Source organism: Rhodanobacter koreensis (assembly GCF_054782855.1).
The window spans coordinates 247,687-266,243 of record NZ_BAAGRR010000011.1; the positions used below are offsets into that span (position 1 = coordinate 247,687).

The following is an 18,557-nucleotide window of genomic DNA, read 5'->3' on the forward strand; positions in this document are numbered from 1 at the left end:
CGGAGTGTAACATAGCGCCCCTGTCGTTCCCGGTTGCAACCAATGATTCAGGGATGTGAAGACCCACAGATCGAACCGCTGCAGCGCCGTGCGCCGCGAATTTCCTACCGGATTGCGGACGCTGCAGATGTGCTGAAAGAGCCGGGCACCCTGGTGCTGTTCGGCTTTGGTGCCGGCAGCCCGGATTCCGGCGATCCGCGTCAACTGCAAGTGACGCTGGAATGCTTCGACGCGCCCGCACCACTGGAGGTCTGGCAGGTTGATGCACCGGTGAGCTGCGGTACCGACGGTGCCCTGCGCTGGTCGGCCGGTGGCGGTTGGCTGTTTGCGGCCATCGAACTGGACGAGCGCGAGCACGGCGGCCCCACCGCCACCGCGAAGCTGGCCTACGAGCAACTGCACTGCTTCGTGGGAACCCGCGGCGCGCAGCATGTGCTGCGGGTATGGAACTACCTTGGCGCGATCAATCATGGCGAAGGTGATGCCGAGCGCTACAAGCACTTCTGCGACGGCCGCGCCGCCGGCATGGGTGACTTTTTCGCCGAAGGTTTCCCCGCCGCCACCGCGATTGGCCATCACGGCGACGTGCACCGGCTGCAGGTCTACCTGCTGGCCTGTGACCAGTGCGGCATCCGGGTGGAAAATCCCCGCCAGGTCAGCGCTTGGCGCTATCCGCGCCAGTACGGCCGCACGCCACCCAGCTTTGCCCGCGCCATGGTGTTTCCGGCGAAAGATGCGCTGGCGATCTCCGGCACCGCCGCGGTGGTCGGCCACGCCTCGGCGCATCACGACGACCTGGATGCGCAGCTCGATGAAACCCTGACCAACCTGGAGGCGCTGCTCGCCAGCGCCGACATGGCGGCCGGATTCGACACCCACTCACCGCTGAAAGCCTACGTGCGCCACAGCACCGACGCCGCGCGCGTGCGCGAATTCTTCCGGCAGCGCCTTCCCGGCGTGCCGATACTGTTGCTGCATGGCGATATCTGCCGCAGCGAACTGCTGGTGGAAATCGATGGCTGGCGCTACGCCTGAAAGCTCGGCCCATGCCGCGTCATGCATTACTGGCGCGCGTAGGCCGGATCCAGACTGCCCAGAAAGCTGCGCACCGCAGAACGAATGTACGGATTCGCACCCGCTTTCTTGTCTGCATTCTTGTCATCGGCACTCTGTTCTGCGCGAACGGGCACGGTCTGCAGCAACTTTCCGGTCACCGCGTCAAACACGGATATCGTCGCGGAATAGCCGACCACAGGTGCAAAGGAACCGCCGCCGCCACTCAGGGACGGGTTGCTGTAACCGGCGGTGATCCAGGGTGAATAATGGACTGCAACACGATACGGCCTGGCTTGATCCTTTGAACGAGAGGGTTGATCGTTCCGGAACGAACCATCGCTGGCTTCAACCGCGAGCAAGGTAACGTGCCGGTCGGATGCCCAGTCGGAAAATGCATTTTCGACCGTGATGCAATTGACACTGTCACTGGTACACGCCAGGTAGAAGGTGAATCGCGGGCTTGCATCGGCACCGAACAGCTGCAGGGACTGCAAGCTCTGCTGCTGCGCCGGACTCATGATTGCAGTCGGTGCTGCACATCCCTGCAGCAGCAGGACCATTGCGCTCATCATCCATATCCGCATCGCACGCTCCCTTGCTATGTCTCGGTGGCTGCCAAACACGCCAAAGGACGCGAATAACCCGAACGCCGAGCTACCGCATCGCGAACCAGCCAGTTCACCTCGTCAATGGCATCAGCTGACGCTTGCAGCAAACCATCGGGATCAGGCGACGTCAAGCCTCCTGCTGACCACCGTCGTTCGATGCTTTTACCGGCCGCTTCCAACCGTGGAATGTCTGCTGCCTGCCACGCGCCACGGTCAGCTCGCCCTCCGGCGCATCGTGCGTGATCACCGAGCCGGCGCCGATGGTGGCCTGCGCACCGACCGTCACCGGCGCCACCAGGGCGCTGTTGGAGCCGATGAAGGCGCCGTCGCCGATGCGCGTGACGAACTTGTTCACGCCGTCGTAGTTGCAGGTGATGGTGCCGGCGCCGACGTTGACCCCGCGGCCGATCTCGCTGTCGCCGAGGTAGCTGAGATGGTTCGCCTTGCTGTTTTCGCCGATGTGCGTCTTCTTGACCTCCACGAAATTGCCGACATGCACGCCGGCATCCAGCTCGGTGCCGGGACGCAGCCGCGCGAACGGACCGATCGTGCAGGGGCCGTGGGTGATCACGCCCTCCAGGTCACAATGCGGCTGCACCACGGTGCCGGCCGCCAGCTGCACGTCCTTCAACCGGGTGAACGCGCCGATGCGCACATCATCGCCGAGCCTCACCTGGCCTTCGAGGATCACGTCGATGTCGATCTCGACGTCATGGCCGGTATGGATCGCGCCGCGCACATCGATGCGCAGGGGGTCAGCCAGCCGCACGCCTTCGGCCAACAACGCGTGGGCGGCGCGTTGGCGATACGCCGCTTCCAGCTCGGTCAGTTGCAGCGGATTGTTGGCACCAGCGGCCTCCACCGGATCCGCGCATTCCACACTGAGCGCGGCACGAGCTTCCTCGGCGGCCATGCGGAAGATGTCGGTGAGGTAGTACTCGCCCTGGGCATTGTTGCGATCGAGCCGCTTGATCCAGCCACGCAGGGCCTTCGCTTCGGCAATCAGGATGCCGGTATTGACCAGATTGACCGCGCGCTGGTTGGCGTCGGCGTCCTTTTCCTCGATCACCGCGCGCACCTTGGCATTGCCGTCACACAGCACCCGGCCGTAGCCGTGCGGATCGGCGAGCCGGGTGGTGAGCAGGCTGAAGCCACCCTCCGCCTGCACCAGTTGCTGCAGCGTCGCCACCCGGGTCAGCGGCACGTCGCCATACAGCACCAGCACGCGCGCATCCCTCGGCACGCCGGCGAGCGCTTGCTCCACCGCATGGCCGGTGCCCAGCCGCTCGGCCTGCAGCACCCAGCGCAGATCGGCCTGATCGGCAAACGCCGCTTGCACCTGCTCGCCGCAATGGCCGTAGACGATATGGATCGCCACCGGCTGCAAGGCACGTGCTGCGGCGATCACATGGGCCAGCAGCGGCCTGCCAGCCAGCGGCATCAGCACCTTGGCCCGGTTCGATTTCATCCGCGTGCCGGCACCAGCGGCGAGAATGATCACATGCAGGTTTGCAGCTTCCATATCGCTCCCATGGCCATCTGGAGATAGTGACGGCGCAGGATACATCCTGCCTCTGTCCGTACTCTGGCTCAATGCTTCGCTTCCTCTGCTGCCGGCCTGAGCTTCCTCAACTGCGGCGCATAGGCCTTGACGAAAGCGTTGCGCAGCACGCCGAGGATCGCTTCGGATGTATCCAGCTGTTTGTCGTCGATGCGCCCGCTGATCGGCACGCGGGTCGCGAACTGATCGTTCGCATGGTTCTCGAACAACGAGACCACGCCCTGGGCCAGCGCTTCATAGGCCAGCTTGACCGGTCCCTTCTTGTCCTGTTCCACATCCTGTTTCCAGCTGAAGAGCTTCAGGTCGTGGAAAATCGGTTTGGCATAACCGTCCAGCTGACCGTTTCTGGCTTCCAGTTCCATCGTGAAAGTGCCGCTGCCACCCGCAAAATCAAGCCCGGCATAGGCTTGCGCGAGCGCGTTGGCCCGGGTGAGCTGGATGCCGGTGACTTGCAGCTGGTAGGAAAAATCGCCGAAGTGATTTAGTGGATCGAAGCTCGCGCTGGTCTCAAACGACGCGTCACCGAGGATCTTCGCCGTGGCATGCAGGGTGGCCACACGATTGCCGTGACGTCGCTGGATGTTGGTGAGATTGGTGACCGTGCCGTTGACATCGGTCATCTTGAGGTCGACGCGCGGGTTCGACACAAAGTTCTGGAAGGTCACCGTACCCTGACTCACATTGACCTCATCCAGCCGCATCGGTGCCAGCAGCTTGAGTTCGGCACGCCAGTCCACGCCCTTGCCGGTCTGGCTGCCGCTTTCACCCTGTCCCTCGACAAAATTGACCGTGGGTTCGGTGAAATTCACCTTGCCGCGAAACACGCCATGGCTCAGCGCAAACCAGCTCAGCTCGATATCGGCGCGCTTGCTATCCAGCAAGGGCGCCGGCAGTTTGCCGGTCGTCTTGACGATGCGCAGCCCATTGATCGTGTAGGCGCCATGCCACAAGTGCAAATCGATATCCGCGATCTGGCCATGGTAGTCACCCATCCGATCCATGCGGGTATTGAGATAATGCTTCACCACATAAGGCAGCAGCGCGCGCGCGATCACCAGCAGCAGGATGACGACCAGCAGCCGGCCAAGATGGCGGCGATGATGAGGCTTCATGGGATCGATCCACGGTGCAAGTCAGCGCATTCTAGATACCGGCATGTTCGCGCGGCGTGGATGGCTACGGCCGCCACGGGCGCACCGCCCCGAACGCTTCGGTAGAGACGGAGGGCTGGCCGGCGTGGCACTCGAAGCGGAACACATAGTCCAGGCTGAATGGCTGGGCCTCGCTGTCCACCTCATGGGTGTTGCCATCGGCGTCGGCAGCCCAGTGTTCGATCTGCAGCGGGGTGAACCGCCATTGCAGAGCAGCCACGCGAACGGCGGCAAAGAACTGTTGCCAGCGCGGCGGAGCCGCGTCTATCACTATCCCCCGCACGTCGCTCACCATGCCAGCCTTGTCCACGATCAACCGTGCCTGCACTTCTTGCGGCGGCAGGCAGGCGGCGAGCTGGCTCGCCGGATAGACCGGCATCACGCGCTGAAACAGCGTCGCACCGGTGGAAACATCGCCCAGCGCCAAGTGATAGCGCGTCGTACCCGGCGGCGGCACCATCCTCCACGAGGCGTCGCCGCGCGGCGGTGGTGGCGCGATGCGCGGCGAGCTGGCGCAGCCGGTCAATATCAGCAGCGCGAAGCAACCTGCGTACCGCCATCGAGCTGTCTGCCCTGTCATGCGCGTCGCGCACTCATGCGTCATATCGATATCCTGCCCACGCAAAAACGCCGGCACAAGGCCGGCGTCTGTTCATTATTGCTAGTCGTCAGTTAGTGCTTGAGGTTCTTGCGCAGGCGCTCCAGCGCCTGCAGCTGGGTCATCGCCTCGACCAGCTTGGCCTGGGCTTCGGCGATGTCCACCGCGTCGGTGCGGTGGGCCAGCGCGTCCTCGGCTTCCTTCTTGGCGCGCTGCGCGGACGCCTCGTCCAGATCGGACGCGCGGGCGGCAGTGTCGGCCAACACGGTGATCACCTGCGGCTGCACTTCCAGGATGCCGCCGGAAACCCAGAACTGCTGACGCTCACCGCCGGCCAGCACCACGTCGACGTGGCCCGGCTTCAGACGGGTGATCAGCGGGGCGTGGCGGGGCGTGATGCCCAGCTCGCCCAGTTCGCCGGTGGCGACCACCATCACGGCGTCGCCGTGATAGATCTCGGCTTCGGCACTGACGATGTCGACGCGTATGGTTTGGGTGGTCATGACTCAGGTTCCGAATGCGTAAGACACCGGGCGGACTGAAGGTCCGCCCTTGAGGATCAGGCGGCCTTCTTGGCGCCCATGTCTTCGGCCTTCTTGACCGCCTCGTCGATGCTGCCGACCATGTAGAACGCCTGCTCCGGCAGGTGGTCGACGTCGCCGTCGACGATCATCTTGAAGCCGCGGATGGTTTCCTTCAGCGGCACGTACTTGCCCGGCGAACCGGTGAACACTTCGGCCACATGGAACGGCTGCGAGAAGAAGCGCTCGATCTTGCGCGCGCGCGACACGGCCTGCTTGTCTTCTTCCGACAGCTCGTCCATGCCGAGAATCGCGATGATGTCCTTCAGCTCCTTGTAGCGCTGCAGCGTGCCCTGTACGCGACGGGCGACGTCGTAGTGCTCCACGCCGATCACGTTCGGATCCAGCTGACGGCTGGTGGAATCCAGCGGATCCACCGCCGGGTAGATACCCAGCGAAGCGATGTTGCGGCTCAGCACCACGGTCGCATCCAAGTGGGCGAAGGTGGTCGCCGGCGACGGATCGGTCAGGTCATCCGCGGGCACGTACACGGCCTGGATCGAGGTGATCGAGCCAGTCTTGGTCGACGTAATGCGCTCCTGCAGCACGCCCATTTCCTCGGCCAGTGTCGGCTGGTAACCCACGGCCGACGGCATGCGGCCGAGCAGCGCGGACACTTCGGTACCGGCCAGCGTGTAGCGGTAGATGTTGTCGACGAAGAACAGCACGTCACGGCCCTTGCCGGAAGCGTCCTTCTCGTCGCGGAAGTACTCGGCCATGGTCAGGCCGGTCAGCGCCACGCGCAGACGGTTGCCCGGCGGCTCGTTCATCTGGCCGTACACCATCGCGACCTTGTCGAGCACGTTGGAGTCCTTCATCTCGTGGTAGAAGTCGTTGCCCTCGCGGGTACGCTCGCCCACGCCGGCGAACACGGACAGACCTTCGTGCGCCTTGGCGATGTTGTTGATCAGTTCCATCATGTTGACGGTCTTGCCCACGCCGGCGCCGCCGAACAGGCCGACCTTGCCGCCCTTGGCGAACGGGCACATCAGGTCGATCACCTTGATGCCGGTTTCCAGCAGGTCGTTCGCGGCCGCCTGTTCGTCGTAGCTCGGCGCCTCGCGATGGATCACCCACTGCGCCTGCTCGCCGATCGGGCCGGCTTCGTCGATCGGGTTGCCGAGCACGTCCATGATGCGGCCGAGCGTCTGCTTGCCGACCGGCACCTTGATGCCTTCGCCGGTGTTACGCGCGATCAGGTTGCGGCGCAGGCCGTCGGTGGAACCGAGCGCGATCGTGCGCACGATGCCGTCGCCCAGCACCTGCTGCACTTCCAGCGTGATCTCGGTGCCGTCGATCTTCAGTGCGTCGTACACCTGCGGTACCTGATCGCGCGGAAACTCGACGTCGATGACCGCGCCGATGATCTGAACAACTTTGCCCTGGCTCATGGAATGCTCCGGATGGATCTTTTAAGGTTCTGTCTAAGCGCCGTGTGAACGTCGCTCTTATTGAGAGTGCGGCCACGGATGGCCGCTTTTTGATCTTGTTCTGCGATCACGGACGATCGCACTTATACAGCTGCAGCACCGCCGACGATTTCCGAAATTTCCTGGGTGATCGCCGCCTGGCGCGCCTTGTTGTAGACCAGGGTCAGTTCACCGATCACCTTGTTCGCGTTGTCCGACGCGCTCTTCATCGCCACCATCCGCGCGGCGTGCTCGCTGGCCAGATTCTCCAGCGACGCCTGATACACCACCGACTCGATGTAACGACCCAGCACATGCTCCAGCACGGCCTGCGCATCGGGCTCGTAGATGTAGTCCCAGTCGTGGCTCGCTTCCAGCTTGACACCGGCATAGGCCGACTCACCGGCCGCCTGGTGCGCCTCCATTTCCGACGCCACCAGCGGCAGCGGCAGCAGCGCGTCGATGGTCGGCTTCTGCGTCATGGTGTTGACGAAGTCGTTGTAGGCGAGAAACACGCGATCCAGGCCGTTGGACGTATAGGCATCCATCATCACCTTGATCACGCCGACCAGCTGTTCAAGCTTGGGCTTCTCGCCAAGATGGCTGACGCTGCCGATCAGGTTGATGCCCTTCAGACGGCGGAAGAACGAAATCGCCTTCTGGCCGATCGCCACCACGTCCACCTGCACGCCCTGCTTCTGCCACTCGGCGATCGCCGGCAGCAGGCGACGGAACAGGTTGGAGTTGAGGCCGCCGCACAGACCACGATCGGTCGACACCACGATGTAACCGACCCGCGCCACGTTGTCGCGCTGGGTCAGGAACGGATGGCTGAAATCGGTGCTGGCCTGGGCCACGTGCGCGATCACCTTGCGCATCGAGCGGGCATACGGACGCGAGGCCTTCATCATGTCCTGCGCGCGACGGATCTTCGCAGCAGAGACCATTTCGAGCGCGCGCGTGACCTTGCGCATGTTCTGCGTGCTCTTGATCTTGGTTTTGATTTCGCGTCCGCTGGCCATGCTCTATCCGCTCGTTATGCTCGCTGGTGGAAGGGAGGACGTTGCCTGCCCTTCCGATGCACTACTGCCGTATTACCAGCTACCGGTTTTCTTGTACTCGTCCAGCGAGGCCTTGAAGGTGGCTTCGATGTCGTTGTTCCAGTCACCGGTGGCCACGATCTTGGCCATCAGCTCGGCGTGGTTCTGGTGCATGAACGCGTGCAGGCCCTTCTCGAACGGCAGCACCTTGTTGACCGGCAGGTCGTCGAGGTAGCCCTTCTCGGCGGCGTATACCGACAGCGCCAGCTCGGCGATCGACAGCGGCGAGTACTGCGCCTGCTTCATCAGCTCGGTGACGCGCTGACCACGGTCGAGCTGGGCGCGGGTGGCCGGGTCCAGATCCGAGGCGAACTGCGCGAACGCGGCCAGCTCACGGAACTGCGCCAGTGCCAGTTTCACGCCGCCGGACAGCTTCTTGACGATCTTGGTCTGCGCGGCACCGCCGACGCGGGACACCGAGATACCGGCGTTCACGGCCGGACGGATGCCGGCGTTGAACAGGTCGGTTTCCAGGAAGATCTGGCCGTCGGTGATCGAGATCACGTTGGTCGGCACGAACGCCGAAACGTCGCCGCCCTGGGTCTCGATGATCGGCAGCGCGGTCAGCGAACCGGTCTTGCCCTTCACTGCGCCGTTGGTGAACTTCTCGACGTATTCCTCGGACACGCGCGATGCGCGCTCGAGCAGACGCGAGTGGAGATAGAACACGTCGCCCGGATAGGCTTCACGACCCGGCGGGCGCTTCAGCAGCAACGAGATCTGGCGGTAGGCGACGGCCTGCTTGGACAGATCGTCATACACGATCAGCGCGTCTTCGCCGCGATCGCGGAAGTACTCACCCATCGCGCAACCGGAATACGGCGCGACGTACTGCAGCGCGGCCGATTCGGACGCCGAGGCGACCACGATGATGGTGTTGGCCAGGGCGCCGTTCGCTTCGAGCTTGCGCACCACGTTGGCGATCGACGAGCGCTTCTGACCGATCGCGACGTAGATGCACTTAATGCCGGAATCCTTCTGCGCGATGATCGCGTCGATCGCCAGCGCGGTCTTGCCGGTCTGGCGGTCGCCGATGATCAGCTCGCGCTGGCCACGACCGACCGGGATCATCGCGTCGACCGACTTGTAGCCGGTCTGCAGCGGCTGGTCGACCGACTTGCGCCAGATCACGCCCGGCGCGACCTTCTCGATCGCCGCGTTGAGCTTGGCACCGAGCGGACCCTTGCCGTCGATCGGGTTGCCCAACGCGTCGACGACGCGGCCGAGCAGCTCCGGGCCAACCGGCACTTCAAGGATGCGGCCGGTGGTCTTGGCGGTGTCGCCTTCGCGCAGGTGCTGGTATTCACCGAGCACCACCGCGCCGACCGAGTCGCGCTCGAGGTTCAAGGCGAGGGCAAACGAATTCCCCGGCAGCTCGATCATTTCGCCCTGCATCACATCGGCCAGGCCGTGGATGCGCACGATGCCGTCGGACACGCTGATGATCGTGCCTTCGTTGCGTGCTTCCGCGCCGAGCTTGAACTGCTCGATGCGGTTCTTGATCAGTTCGCTGATCTCGGACGGATTCAAAGTGGTGCTGGACATGGTCTTTAATCCCGGAAAATTTGGAAACGAGTCGCCTTTCTCAAGAGTCCGGCAATAGATGGCCGGTTTGGCTCTTCGCGAAATGGACTTCGCGTAAAACTAGTGGCTCAGTGCGCCGGCCAGCTTTGCCAGCCGTCCGCGCGCTGAGCCATCGATCACTTCGCTGCCGGTATCGATCACCACACCAGCCAGCAACGAGGCATCGACCTGGGTTTCCAGTTCGATCTCGCGCTTGAAGCGGCGCTTCAGCGACACCTTGAGCTGCTCGGCCTGCGCCGCGTCCAGGGCCATCGCACTGGTCACCTTGACCAGCAGCTGCGACTCGGACTCACGCTTGAACGCCTCGTACAGATCGGCCACTTCCGGCAGCAATGCCATGCGACGCTGCTCGGCCATTTCACCGAGGAACTGCGCAAATGGGGCGTCAGCGACCATGCCGGCCGGCAGATGCAGCGCCACCAGTTGGGCCGGCAGCACCCGCGGATCGGTGCCGAGATCGGCCACGCGCGGATCCTTCGCCACCGCAGCGGCAAAGGCCAGCGCCTGCGACCACGCAGCCAGCGAACCGGCCGCATGGGCCACTTCGAACGCGGCGCGGGCGTACGGACGGGCGAGGGTGATTGCCTGAGCCATGGATCAGATCTCAGCCGCGAGCTGGTCGAGCAGGGCCTTGTGCGTCGACGCATCGACTTCGCGCTGCACGATCTTGCTGGCACCCTGCACCGCCAACGCGCCCACCTGCTCGCGCAGCTGGTCACGGGCACGCTGGGCCATCGACGCGATGTCGTCCTGCGCGCTCGCCTTCAGCCGGTTGATTTCGGCGATGGCTTCGCTGCGGGCCTTGTCGATGATCTGGTTGGCCTGCTGCTGGGCCTTGTCGATGATCTCGGAAGCCTGCTGGCGGGCCTGCTTGATCTCGCCAGCCACCTTCACGTCCGCGCTCTTCAGCTCGGCGTGCGCACGTTCGGCGGCATTGAGGCCCTCGGCAATCTTGACCTGCCGGTCCTCAATCGCCTTGTTGATGTGCGGCCAAATGAAGTGGACGCAGAACCAGATCAGGATGGCGAACGAAAGCATTTCGCCAATCAAGGTCGCGTTGAAATCCATCGCTGCGTTACCTGTAAATACGGGATGAAACGGACACGGGCATCACGACACCCGTGCCGAACAGACGGCGGCGCCACGGCGCCGCCAGGGGACTCAGCCTGCCGCCAGCTTCGACAGCAACGGATTTGCCACGGCGAAGTACATCGCCAGCGCCACGCCGATCAGGAACGCCGCGTCGATCAGGCCGGCAAGCAGGAACATGCGACCCTGCAGCAGCGGCACCAGTTCCGGCTGGCGGGCAGCGGCTTCCAGGAACTTCGAACCCATGACGCCGATACCGATACAGGCACCGAGTGCACCGAGGCCGATGATCAGACCCAGCGCGATAGCGGTGAAGGACTGCACTTGAGCAATATGAGCGATGAGTTCCACGACGGTCTCCTGAAGAAATTTAAACTTGAAAGATCAAAACGGTTGAAACAGATGGTTCGAAAAACGCGTATCAGTGATGATCGTGCGCCATCGAGATGTACACGATCGTCAGCACCATGAAGATGAAGGCCTGGATGCCGATGATCAGGATGTGGAAGATGCCCCACACCGTGTAGCCGATGATGCCCATGCCGTACAGCGCCCAGCTGCCGGCGGTGAACAGGCCGGCGATCAGCATGAACACCAGCTCGCCGGCGTACATGTTGCCGAACAGTCGCATCGCCAGGCTCACCGGCTTGGACAGCAACTCGACCACGTTGAGCAGGAAATTGGGGATCCACAATGCCGGATGCGCACCGAACGGCGCGGTGAACAGCTCGTGCATGTAGCCGCCGAAGCCCTTCGCCTTGAAGCTGTAGAAGATGATCAGCACGAACACGGTCAGCGACATCGCGAACGTCATGTTGATATCGGCGGTGGGTACGGCGCGGAAATGGCCGATCCCGAATTTCTCGGTGATCCATGGCAGCAGATCCACCGGCAGCAGATCCATCGCGTTCATCAGGAACACCCAGACGAATACAGTCAGCGCCAGCGGACCCAGGAAACGACGATCACCATGGAACACGTCCTTGACCTGGCCGTCGACGAACTCCAGCACCAACTCGACGAATGCCTGGCCTTTGCCTGGTACGCCTGCCGTGGCCTTGCGCGCCTTCAGCCAGAAGAGCAGGCAGAAGATCACGCCCAGCGCCAGCGACACGGTGACCGAGTCGATATGCACTGCCCAGAAACCATCCGGACTCGCCTGCGGACGCAGGTGGGTCAGATGGTGCTGGATGTATTCGGTCAGACCGCCCGACTCGCTCGCCATGTCTCAACCCTTGAATCTGAACGCCAGCAGATAAACCGCGTAAGCAGCCGCCAACCCCGTGATGGCGGCCAGCGGCGGCAACTTGTATTGGAACAGGATCACGACCAGCCCCCCGACGATCACGACCCATTTCAGGAACATGCCCGTCAGCAATCGGCTCAACGCCATGCCAGCCCCGTTCAACCCGCTGAAGAACCGCGCCGACAGCAGCGCGGTACCCAGCGCCACGATCGCCGCACCCGCAGCAGCCGACATCGCCTCACGACGCCCCAGCGTCAGGAAAACGAGGCCAACCAGCACCGCCACAGCAAGCTGCAGCCACATGATGCGCAAGGCGAGACGTCGACCGGAGGCAAGACTGTTGAGCACGTAACGTCCCCGCGCGGTTTACACCAGGCGGCACCGAAACAGCTACGGGCCACGATCCAATCCGCAAAAGTATATCAGTGCGCCGCTTGCAGCGACAAGCCGTGCAAGCTGTGGCATCTCGTCCCGGCAGCCGCAAATTCAGCGTGCAGCCAAGCCGGAAGTCTTGCTCATTCGCAGAAACTTTTGCCACCGCACATACAAACAGGGCCGAACACGAGGTTCGGCCCTGGGATCGCGGCGAACCGCGACGATGCAACTGTGTCTCTGGATTACTTGGCAGCCTTCTTGGCGGCAGCGACCGGCGCCGTCACGGCGTCGTTGGCGGCCTGGCGCTGCTCCTGCACGAGTGCATTCAGCGACTCGGCGGTCTTCTGGGTGACGGCGATCACTTCCTGCGAAACCGCCACCGCACGCTCGGCGTTGTCGCGGTTCAGGCTGGTGCCCTTTTCCCACAGGCTGCGCAGGCCGTTGATGTCGCGGGTTTCCAGCGCTTCGGCAACGAACTCGGCCGAAACCTTGGTCTGCTCCTCGAGCGCCTTGAGCTGCAGCTCGGCGACCGTCTCCAGACCCTTCAGGGCCAGCGACTGGGCCTTGAAGGCGCTGTCGGTGAGCTGCTTGGTGAAAGCGAAAAGCTGGTTGTTGAATTGCTGAGTCATGGTGCTGTCCTCACGGAGGATGGGGTAGTGGGACGCACTCTATCAGCACTTTTTGTGCAATGCAATATATTTTTGCACTATCGACCAGACCAGTCACAAAAAATTCAACGAAAACGTTTACTTGATGACAGTTAACACTTTTCGCGTCGCGTCAAAAATCACGACGACTGCAGCTTGCTCCCGATGTGCAGGTCTCATGCACCACCACCTTGTCCAGCCCAGGCAGACGCGGCTGCAGATGCCGCCAGATCCAGCGCGCCAGCATTTCGCTGGTCGGGTTCTCCAGCCCCTCGATGTCGTTGAGGTAGTGATGATCGAGCTGGTCATACAACGGCGCAAAGGCCGACTTCACATCGGCAAAATCCATCACCCAGCCCAGCTGCGGATCGGGCTCGCCGGAGACGTGGATCTCGACGCGGAACGAATGCCCGTGCAACCGGGCGCATTTGTGCCCGGCCGGCACGTTCGGCAGCCGGTGCGCCGCCTCGAGGGTAAAAATCTTGAAGATATTCATGTCGGCATTGTACAGCCGGGCATGTGTGGCACCGCGGCATGATTGATCCAGGCAACCCGGATTCTGCTGCGCTACCGGATGCCACGAGAGCCCATTACGTCGACGTCGACGGCTGGCACAACCAGCGCCAGGCACGTTTCACCAGCACCTAATAGGCCGTCCGGCTGTTGGCCGTACTGCGGATTTGCCCTACATTCCGCTTGCCGGGCGACGTTCCGGCATTCCATTCACCGAATTGCGCAGGGAAACGTATGGCAAAGACCCAGAAACAGGCTGTGAAGAAGGCCGCCGCCAAGCCGGCCGCCCCGAAACCGATCAAGGAGACCCTGAGCAAGTCGGGGCTGGTGGCGCACATCGCTGAAACGAGCGGCGTCGTGGCCAAGGACGTGCGCGCCGTGCTCGCCGCACTGGAAGGTGCCGTCGTCGGCTCTGTCCACAAGAAGGGCGCCGGCACCTTCATGCTGCCGGGTCTGCTGAAGATCACTGCCGTCAATGTGCCGGCCAAGCCGAAGCGCAAGGGCATCAATCCCTTCACCAAGGTGGAACAGTGGTTTGCTGCCAAGCCGGCCAGCGTGAAGCTCAAGGTGCGCCCGCTGAAGAAGCTCAAGGACGCTGCCGCCTGAGTTAAGGGGGCGCCCGACATTGCGGTACCTGGTTCATTGCCGCCGACGCGCGGCAATGAACCGCACAATGGTTTGCTCCGTCATCACCACGCGCAAAACCCCTCGCCATTACGCGGGGCAGCAGTTTCAACGAGAGCTTGCAAGCCGGATCGGCGCACATGTCACTGCCCTGCCAAAGGTGACGCACCACTCGTCGGCTGGCAAGTCAACGCTTCATGCCGTGATCCCGGCGCACGAGATGCGCAGGTCGCTTTGAAAGAGAGAGATACGCGGCTCAGGCCCAGGTGGCCTACCTCTCCATGGGTCACGGTCAAGAACCACTTTTCACCGTAGTTAAGCGTTGTCACGATCAGCCTTGCTGATCATCGGCCGAATGCCGCGTCGTGGATGCATCCCTGCAGGCGAAGTGCGCGCCATCTTTGGCCACCGCAACACCATCCATCTGGACGAAGGGTTTGGTGCTGCCGTGACTCGGCCTTCCATGCATCCGGAAAACTTCCCGCATTGACACGCTGGACGATTGCGCGTGCCATACGGCTCCACCCATCGCGCCAGGAACCGCTTCGCCATGAGGGAAAAGCCCGCGCTGTCGTTCTGGCAGATCTGGAACATGTGCTTCGGCTTTCTCGGCATCCAGTTCGGTTTCGCGCTGCAGACGGCCGATGTCAGCCGGATCTTCCAGACCCTGGGCGCATCGCTGGAACAGATTCCCGTGCTGTGGATCGCCGCACCGGTCACCGGCCTGGTCGTGCAGCCGATCATCGGGCATTTCCCCGATCGACATGACGCCGAAGGAATACCGTGAAGCGGGACGCAGCCATCGTCCGTGCGCAATCTCCTAGATCGTCTCAACCCGTCCTGGCTGTCATTTCGGGGAGCACTTGATGCATCCTGATATTTCCGTAATTATCGAAATATGGAATCCACGAACGCCCTCATCTGCCTCAGTGCCCTGTCCCAGGAGCACCGCCTTCATCTCTTTCGCCTCCTGGTCCAGGCTGGCGAGAAGGGCATGTCTGTCGGCGAGCTCGCCACGGCAACGCGCCTTCCGGGCGCAACGCTGACCAATCACCTGCACATCCTTCGACGCGCAGGTCTGGTTGCCGACGAACGCCGCGGGCGGGTGATCCAATGCCGCGCGAACTACGAACAGATGAACTCGCTGCTCGGTTTCCTCACCGAGAACTGCTGCGAGGGCTCCGGCGGCTCTGCGGGTTGTGCGCCGGCCATCAACTGCCCGCCAAGGAAAACATCATGAAGCGCTTCCACGTCCACGTGAACGTCGAACATCTCGGCACCAGCATCTCGTTCTACTCGACCCTTTTCGGGATGTCCCCAGCTGTCGTGAAAGAGGACTACGCCAAGTGGATGCTCGACGACCCCAGGATCAACTTCGCCATCTCGGCTCGAGGTCGCGCCATTGGCGTAGATCACCTGGGACTTCAGGCGGACGACGACAACGAGCTCGCCGCCATCGGGGCACGTCTCCAATCCGCCGACGCAGTGACGCTTGCCGAGAAGGCCACGACTTGTTGCTACGCCCGCTCTGACAAGTTCTGGGCTGAAGACCCTCAGGGAGTCCGCTGGGAGAGCTTCAGGACGCATGGCGAAGCCACGACGTATACCAGCGCACCGAGCTCCGCCGAGCCGATGAAGGGTTCCTGCTGCGGCCCTTCGGAAGCAGGCGCGGCCAGCTGCGCACCACAAACATCAAGCCACTGCCGTTGAGGTCCCAATGAGCACGCCCCCGTACAACGTCCTCTTCCTGTGCACCGGAAACTCGGCTCGCAGTGTGATGGCTGAAGCCCTGCTCAACGTCTTGGGCCAGGGCCGCTTCATCGCCCACAGCGCCGGCAGCTTCCCGAGTGGCACGGTTCAGCCGATCGCTGCGGAGATGGCGCGCGAGTTCGGTTACGCAACAGCACTGCGCAGCAAGAGTTGGGATGAGTTCGCACAGCCGGACTCGCCTCCCATCGATATGGTCATCACCGTATGTGACAACGCAGCCGGAGAAGTGTGCCCGATATGGCCCGGACACCCCATCACAGCCCACTGGGGTGTGCCTGACCCCGTGAGCATCGAAGGCCCCGAAGAGGCCCGCAGGCGGGCATTCCGAAGCGCCTGGATGATGCTTCGACAGCGCATCGAGTTGCTCCTGGCCCTCCCTCTGGCGAAGCTGGACCGCATCGCCACGCAGCGCGAATTGCGGGGCATCGGCAATACCGAGCACGCCGGATGAGCACCGAAGTTACAAGCACCCATGCACCCGCTCCCATCGGCTTCTTCGCACACTATCTCAGCGTCTGGGTCGCGGCCTGCATCGTCGCTGGCGTATTACTCGGGCACTTCTTCCCGCCCCTCTTCTCGGCCCTGGCGTCCCTGGAGGTGCAGCACATCAACCTGCCGGTGGCGGTGCTGGTATGGCTGATGATCGTCCCGATGCTCATCAAGGTGGACTTCACCCAGCTCAGCGGAGTGCGCCGACAGGCTCGAGGCATCGGCATCACGCTGTTCGTGAACTGGGGCGTCAAGCCGTTCTCCATGGCACTGCTGGGCTGGCTGTTCGTCCGCCACGTCTTCGCGGCGTGGCTCCCGGAGGCGCAGCACGACTCGTACATCGCGGGGTTGATACTGCTTGCCGCGGCGCCCTGCACGGCAATGGTCTTCGTATGGTCCAGGCTGTGCGATGGAGAGCCCAACTTCACCCTGGCCCAGGTCGCTCTGAACGACGCCATCATGGTCGTTGCCTTCGCTCCCATCGTGGCGTTGCTGCTTGGCGTGGCATCCATCGTCGTGCCCTGGCCGACGCTGATGCTCTCCGTCCTGCTGTACATCATCGTGCCGGTGATCGCAGCGCAGCTCTGGCGCATGCAACTGCTGCGTGGTCCGGGGCTGCCGGCGCTGGAGCGAACGCTGAAACGCCTCGACCCCTGGTCCACCGTCGCCCTGCTGGCAACCCTGGTGCTCCTGTTCGGCTTCCAGGGAAGAGCCATCACTGCGCAGCCCCTCGTCATCGCGATGCTCGCTGTGCCCATCGTGATTCAGGTGTACCTCAACGCGGGGATCGCGTACGGGTTGAGCCGCTGGCTCAAGGTGCCTCACTGCGTGGCGGGACCGGCCGCACTGATTGGCGCCAGCAACTTCTTCGAGCTGGCGGTGGCCGCGGCCATCAGCATCTTCGGACTCCAATCCGGCGCAGCTCTCGCGACTGTGGTCGGCGTCCTGGTTGAGGTCCCCGTGATGCTGTCCGTGGTCCACATCGTGAACCGGACGAGGCCCTGGTTCGGCGAGACGTCGATGGCGTAGCGGCAAATCTGTGCATCACGTCGCCAAGTTGAGCGTGCTGTCTCCGGCCGAACGCGAACCTTATTGCCCTCCGCCATCGGTCGTCTCCAATGGTTTGCTGGCAGGTTTAGCGTTCCTTGATCCTGGTATCAGTCAGCGACATGGCGGCAGTTTTTTTGACGGTAGCAACCTCCCGTCAATACCTACCGCCACGCGACGGTAGATCAACAATGGACGTGATAGACGTCGCCAGACATAGAAAAGGCTGGAACCCTTGCTGTTGCTGGGTTTACCGGCCTTCTTTGGACGTCACTGGATAAGTTCTTGGTGGCTATGGGTGGACTCGAACCACCGACCCCAGCATTATGAGTGCTGTGCTCTAACCGGCTGAGCTACATAGCCTTTGGGAACCCGCCGTACCGGCATCGGAACGATGCGGGCGGGGCGCGGCAGTGTAGTCGGGTCGTCCTGTCGGTTCAAGTCTGATGCTTGCTGTCGTTTCGCTCGCCGTGGTTGAATCGGGTGAAACTTGGGTGCGGCGTTACCGGCGGAGACCACGCTGGCCCACTCCTGGAGGCGACATGATTGATGTTGATGGCTACCGTCCGAACGTGGGCATCGTGCTGCTCAATGCAGACGGGCAGCTGTTCTGGGCGCGCCGGGTCAATCGTGATGGCTGGCAATTTCCGCAGGGCGGCATGCGTTCGGACGAGACTCCGCTGGAAGCGATGTACCGCGAACTGGAGGAGGAAACCGGGCTGGCACCACACCACGTGGAAGTGATCACCGCCACTCACGGCTGGCTGCGCTATCGCCTGCCCAATCGCTATGTACGCCATCACCAGCGGCCGACGTGCATCGGCCAGAAGCAGGTGTGGTTTCTGCTCAAGCTGGTCGCCAGCGAGGCGGAGTTGAAGCTGGATGCCTGCGACAAACCGGAGTTCGACCTCTGGCGCTGGGTGGATTTCTGGTACCCGGCTGCGCACGTGGTGAACTTCAAGCGACAGGTGTATGAACGGGCGCTGCGCCACTTTGCGCCCCTGGTGGAAGACCTGTTCAGTGTCGAACTCGGCAATGTACCGCCACGGGACAACGCCGATGACACACCACCCGGCCCCCACGACGGCTGCAAGGCCGCCTGAATGAAA

23 protein-coding genes, 1 tRNA gene and 1 pseudogene are annotated in these 18,557 nt (G+C 62.8%); 9 read left to right on the plus strand and 16 right to left on the minus strand.

Annotated elements, in window-relative coordinates:
- The first annotated feature begins 42 nt into the window (after positions 1-42).
- Positions 43-1,035 carry a chorismate transformation enzyme, FkbO/Hyg5 family gene (locus ACYVKM_RS13395; RefSeq protein ID WP_460878113.1) on the plus strand — a complete coding sequence of 331 codons (993 nt, stop codon included), beginning with the start codon at positions 43-45 and terminating at the stop codon, positions 1,033-1,035.
- Between the two features lie 26 nt (positions 1,036-1,061).
- Here the strand turns inward: ACYVKM_RS13395 and ACYVKM_RS13400 are convergent, their stop codons facing one another.
- From ACYVKM_RS13400 to queD, 15 genes are all read right to left on the minus strand, one after another.
- Positions 1,062-1,625, minus strand: a complete 564-nt coding sequence (locus ACYVKM_RS13400) for a hypothetical protein (RefSeq protein ID WP_460878114.1) — start codon at positions 1,623-1,625, stop codon at positions 1,062-1,064.
- Positions 1,626-1,791: 166 nt separating this feature from the next.
- Positions 1,792-3,186: a bifunctional UDP-N-acetylglucosamine diphosphorylase/glucosamine-1-phosphate N-acetyltransferase GlmU gene (gene glmU / locus ACYVKM_RS13405; protein ID WP_460878115.1), complete on the minus strand. Its 1,395-nt coding sequence runs from the start codon at positions 3,184-3,186 to the stop codon at positions 1,792-1,794.
- Between the two features lie 68 nt (positions 3,187-3,254).
- The gene (locus ACYVKM_RS13410; protein WP_460878116.1) at positions 3,255-4,337 is read right to left on the minus strand and encodes a DUF748 domain-containing protein; all 1,083 of its coding nucleotides are present in this window, start codon (positions 4,335-4,337) and stop codon (positions 3,255-3,257) included.
- A 64-nt stretch (positions 4,338-4,401) separates the two neighbouring features.
- Positions 4,402-4,980 carry a hypothetical protein gene (locus tag ACYVKM_RS13415; protein WP_460878117.1) on the minus strand — a complete coding sequence of 193 codons (579 nt, stop codon included), beginning with the start codon at positions 4,978-4,980 and terminating at the stop codon, positions 4,402-4,404.
- Positions 4,981-5,048: 68 nt separating this feature from the next.
- The gene (locus tag ACYVKM_RS13420; protein ID WP_077444773.1) at positions 5,049-5,477 is read right to left on the minus strand and encodes a F0F1 ATP synthase subunit epsilon; all 429 of its coding nucleotides are present in this window, start codon (positions 5,475-5,477) and stop codon (positions 5,049-5,051) included.
- Between the two features lie 56 nt (positions 5,478-5,533).
- On the minus strand, positions 5,534-6,946 hold the full coding sequence (gene atpD / locus ACYVKM_RS13425; protein WP_460878118.1) for a F0F1 ATP synthase subunit beta: 1,413 nt from the start codon (positions 6,944-6,946) through the stop codon (positions 5,534-5,536).
- 122 nt (positions 6,947-7,068) lie between these two features.
- Complete coding sequence (gene atpG, locus ACYVKM_RS13430) at positions 7,069-7,986, minus strand: F0F1 ATP synthase subunit gamma (protein ID WP_460878119.1); 918 nt, start codon at positions 7,984-7,986, stop codon at positions 7,069-7,071.
- Between the two features lie 72 nt (positions 7,987-8,058).
- A complete protein-coding gene (gene atpA, locus ACYVKM_RS13435) occupies positions 8,059-9,609 on the minus strand; it encodes a F0F1 ATP synthase subunit alpha (RefSeq protein ID WP_460878120.1) in 1,551 nt (516 codons plus the stop codon).
- 99 nt (positions 9,610-9,708) lie between these two features.
- Positions 9,709-10,242, minus strand: coding sequence for a F0F1 ATP synthase subunit delta (locus ACYVKM_RS13440; protein WP_460878121.1), 534 nt, complete (start codon positions 10,240-10,242; stop codon positions 9,709-9,711).
- Positions 10,243-10,245: 3 nt separating this feature from the next.
- A complete protein-coding gene (locus ACYVKM_RS13445) occupies positions 10,246-10,716 on the minus strand; it encodes a F0F1 ATP synthase subunit B (protein WP_460878122.1) in 471 nt (156 codons plus the stop codon).
- Positions 10,717-10,809: 93 nt separating this feature from the next.
- Positions 10,810-11,088, minus strand: a complete 279-nt coding sequence (atpE, locus tag ACYVKM_RS13450) for a F0F1 ATP synthase subunit C (protein WP_077554220.1) — start codon at positions 11,086-11,088, stop codon at positions 10,810-10,812.
- Between the two features lie 70 nt (positions 11,089-11,158).
- The gene (atpB, locus tag ACYVKM_RS13455) at positions 11,159-11,962 is read right to left on the minus strand and encodes a F0F1 ATP synthase subunit A (RefSeq protein WP_460878123.1); all 804 of its coding nucleotides are present in this window, start codon (positions 11,960-11,962) and stop codon (positions 11,159-11,161) included.
- A 3-nt stretch (positions 11,963-11,965) separates the two neighbouring features.
- Positions 11,966-12,331: a hypothetical protein gene (locus ACYVKM_RS13460; RefSeq protein ID WP_460878124.1), complete on the minus strand. Its 366-nt coding sequence runs from the start codon at positions 12,329-12,331 to the stop codon at positions 11,966-11,968.
- 269 nt (positions 12,332-12,600) lie between these two features.
- Positions 12,601-12,987, minus strand: a complete 387-nt coding sequence (locus tag ACYVKM_RS13465; protein WP_449426842.1) for a phasin family protein — start codon at positions 12,985-12,987, stop codon at positions 12,601-12,603.
- Positions 12,988-13,138: 151 nt separating this feature from the next.
- A complete protein-coding gene (queD, locus tag ACYVKM_RS13470; protein ID WP_460878125.1) occupies positions 13,139-13,501 on the minus strand; it encodes a 6-carboxytetrahydropterin synthase QueD in 363 nt (120 codons plus the stop codon).
- A gap of 251 nt (positions 13,502-13,752) precedes the next feature.
- Here queD and ACYVKM_RS13475 point away from each other — a divergent pair, with 251 nt between their 5' ends.
- From ACYVKM_RS13475 to arsB, 7 genes and pseudogenes are all read left to right on the plus strand, one after another.
- On the plus strand, positions 13,753-14,124 hold the full coding sequence (locus tag ACYVKM_RS13475) for an HU family DNA-binding protein (protein WP_460878126.1): 372 nt from the start codon (positions 13,753-13,755) through the stop codon (positions 14,122-14,124).
- 355 nt (positions 14,125-14,479) lie between these two features.
- A complete protein-coding gene (locus tag ACYVKM_RS13480) occupies positions 14,480-14,632 on the plus strand; it encodes a hypothetical protein (protein WP_460878127.1) in 153 nt (50 codons plus the stop codon).
- A 60-nt stretch (positions 14,633-14,692) separates the two neighbouring features.
- Positions 14,693-14,905 (plus strand): annotated as a pseudogene (locus tag ACYVKM_RS13485) (MFS transporter); the annotation flags it as partial.
- Positions 14,906-15,040: 135 nt separating this feature from the next.
- Entirely contained in the window at positions 15,041-15,382 is a 342-nt protein-coding gene (locus ACYVKM_RS13490; RefSeq protein WP_460878128.1) for an ArsR/SmtB family transcription factor, read from the plus strand.
- Entirely contained in the window at positions 15,379-15,852 is a 474-nt protein-coding gene (locus ACYVKM_RS13495) for an ArsI/CadI family heavy metal resistance metalloenzyme (RefSeq protein ID WP_460878129.1), read from the plus strand. Before ACYVKM_RS13490 ends, ACYVKM_RS13495 begins: the two co-directional genes overlap by 4 nt.
- Positions 15,853-15,859: 7 nt before the next feature.
- Entirely contained in the window at positions 15,860-16,363 is a 504-nt protein-coding gene (locus tag ACYVKM_RS13500; protein WP_460878130.1) for an arsenate reductase ArsC, read from the plus strand.
- Complete coding sequence (arsB, locus tag ACYVKM_RS13505; protein ID WP_460878131.1) at positions 16,360-17,430, plus strand: ACR3 family arsenite efflux transporter; 1,071 nt, start codon at positions 16,360-16,362, stop codon at positions 17,428-17,430. The genes ACYVKM_RS13500 and arsB overlap by 4 nt, the downstream gene beginning before the upstream one ends.
- A 304-nt stretch (positions 17,431-17,734) precedes the next feature.
- Here the strand turns inward: arsB and ACYVKM_RS13510 are convergent.
- Positions 17,735-17,811 (minus strand) — tRNA-Met (locus ACYVKM_RS13510).
- A 179-nt stretch (positions 17,812-17,990) separates the two neighbouring features.
- On the opposite strand from ACYVKM_RS13510, the gene ACYVKM_RS13515 reads away from it, so the two are divergent.
- A complete protein-coding gene (locus ACYVKM_RS13515; protein WP_460878132.1) occupies positions 17,991-18,551 on the plus strand; it encodes an RNA pyrophosphohydrolase in 561 nt (186 codons plus the stop codon).
- The last annotated feature ends 6 nt before the right edge of the window (positions 18,552-18,557 follow it).